1 protein-coding gene is annotated in these 777 nt (G+C 58.3%); it reads right to left on the minus strand.

What is annotated here, in order from left to right:
• Nucleotides 1–591, minus strand: a 591-nt coding sequence (locus I6F37_RS38315; RefSeq protein ID WP_225131595.1) for a condensation domain-containing protein, incomplete at its 3' end; no start/stop codon positions are given.
• Nucleotides 592–777: the final 186 nt, after the last annotated feature.

Here is a 777-nt window from a genome sequence, read left to right on the forward strand (position 1 = left end):
TGCAGCAAGAGCGTTGTATGCGTCCTCCAATGCTTCCAGGAATAGCCGATAGCCCATCCCATCCACTACGAAATGATGCACCAGTACCAGCAGATAATAATCGCCGCTTTCCGAAGCACGGAAGGCCACGACGTGAACGAGAGGCGTGTGGCCGTCAAACCGAAACATGTGTTGACGTCTTGCCGAGACGCTCTCGATTGTCCTGCGCTGGTCTGGGCCGGTCATCCGGACGAGATCGATCTCCTCCACGATGCGCTCGGCCGGACAAGCGCCAATCCCCAGCCGTAGTCCATCTTGGGTTCGGGCAACGCGGAGCCTGAGGCCTTCGTGCCTCTCGATGACATGGGCGAGAGCGCGGTCCAGGATATTGATGTCCAGGATGCCGCTGCGCAAGAAGAACAGATCGCCGAGGTTAAAATGCTCGTCAAAGCCGACAAGAGAATTCCAAAACGATATTACGGGGGGCACAGGCAGTAAGCCGTCCGCGGAAGCCACGTTGTGGGGTGCCGCCTCCGCTTCCCCGGCCGCCAACTCCCTGATGGTCGGTGTTCGATAAAGCTGGTTGACGGTGAGCGCGCCAGCGTGACGCAACGTACGCTGAGAAGAGAATCGCCGCCGATATCAAAGAAACTGCTGTCGATTCCCACCCGCTCGGCGCCTAATAGATCCTCCCAGATCCGAGCAAGAACCCGCTCGTTCCTGGTGCGGGGCTCAGCAGATGGACTAGTTTCTATCTCGCGGTAAGGAACGGAGGAAAGGCGAGCACGGTCTATCTTT

It is taken from the genome of Bradyrhizobium sp. NBAIM08 (assembly GCF_020193935.1).
Taxonomy (GTDB): Bacteria; Pseudomonadota; Alphaproteobacteria; order Rhizobiales; family Xanthobacteraceae; genus Bradyrhizobium; species Bradyrhizobium yuanmingense.